Annotated in this window: 2 protein-coding genes; both read right to left on the bottom strand. The window is 49.0% G+C overall.

The genetic code is table 11. From position 1 onward, the window contains the following. On the bottom strand, positions 1 to 233 hold a 233-nt coding region (locus CWM66_RS27875; protein WP_146159950.1), incomplete at its 3' end, for a transposase. A 313-nt stretch (positions 234 to 546) separates the two neighbouring features. Beyond that, positions 547 to 1,019: methyl-accepting chemotaxis protein (locus CWM66_RS27865; RefSeq protein ID WP_233218441.1), on the bottom strand; the 473-nt coding region annotated here is incomplete at its 5' end.

Below are 1,019 nucleotides of genomic sequence, written 5' to 3'. Positions count from 1 at the left end.
GCCTCTTTATCCAGCATGGCTTCGGCGAGCAGCTTCCTGAGGCGGGCGTTCTCTTCTTCAGGTGACTTAAGCCTTTTTACTTCAGGTATTTCCATGCCACCAAACTTCTTACGCCACGTATAAAACGTGGCGTCGGAGATGGCGTACTTACGGCAGAGTTCGCGGGCGGAAACACCCGCCTCGGCTTCGCGAAGAATATTGATGATCTGTTCGTCGGAAAAACGCTTCTTCATGGGGTTGTCCTCATGTTGCTGATGAAGACATTACTAACATCGTTGTGTGTTAATCAATGGGGAGCAGGTCAATCGGGTATAATTGCTGCATCATATCTGAATTGGTTTATATACTTTGTTACTCGGTGATTTTGGAAAGAAAGCTGTTGAGTATATAACTGAGTATACACAACCAAAATATCAATAATTAATCACTTATAATTCAGTTTGTTAAGTTTGAAAGACGAGTCCGGCCTACCGCCCCTGATCCCGCGCAACGCAGCAATACAAACTGTCATTGCGCGGTTCAAGGCAAAGTTCTTGATCCCCTTTATCAAGCCGTAGTGAAGAAAGCCACGGTCTGCGTGAGCCGCCGGGTTTGTTTTTCCAGCGCATTTGCGGCAATGACCGCCTGCTGAACCAGTTGCGCATTCTGATGGGTGACAGAATCGATTTGTACGATGGCTTCGTTGACCTGGCTAATCCCGATGCTCTGCTCATCCGTCGCGACGGAGATTTCCGACATAATGTCCGAAACACGCTGCACGGCTTCAATCATCTCGTCGATATTATTTCCGGCGATTTTAATCTGCGACGAGCCACTGTTGACGCGGCTGACGGACTCCTCAATCAACTCTTTAATCTCCTGGGCTGCCTGAGAACTGCGTAAGGATAAGTTACGTACCTCGCTGGCCACCACGGCAAAGCCTTTCCCCTGTTCTCCGGCCCTGGCCGCTTCAACTGCCGCATTCAGCGCGAGAATGTTGGTTTGAAACGCAATGCTGTTTACCACATCGATGATACTGG

Origin of the sequence: Kosakonia sp. H7A (assembly GCF_003028445.1) — a bacterium.
Lineage (GTDB): Bacteria > Pseudomonadota > Gammaproteobacteria > Enterobacterales > Enterobacteriaceae > Kosakonia > Kosakonia radicincitans.
Note: the sequence above shows the minus strand (reverse complement) of the source record. Positions and strands in the feature narration are given on the sequence as shown.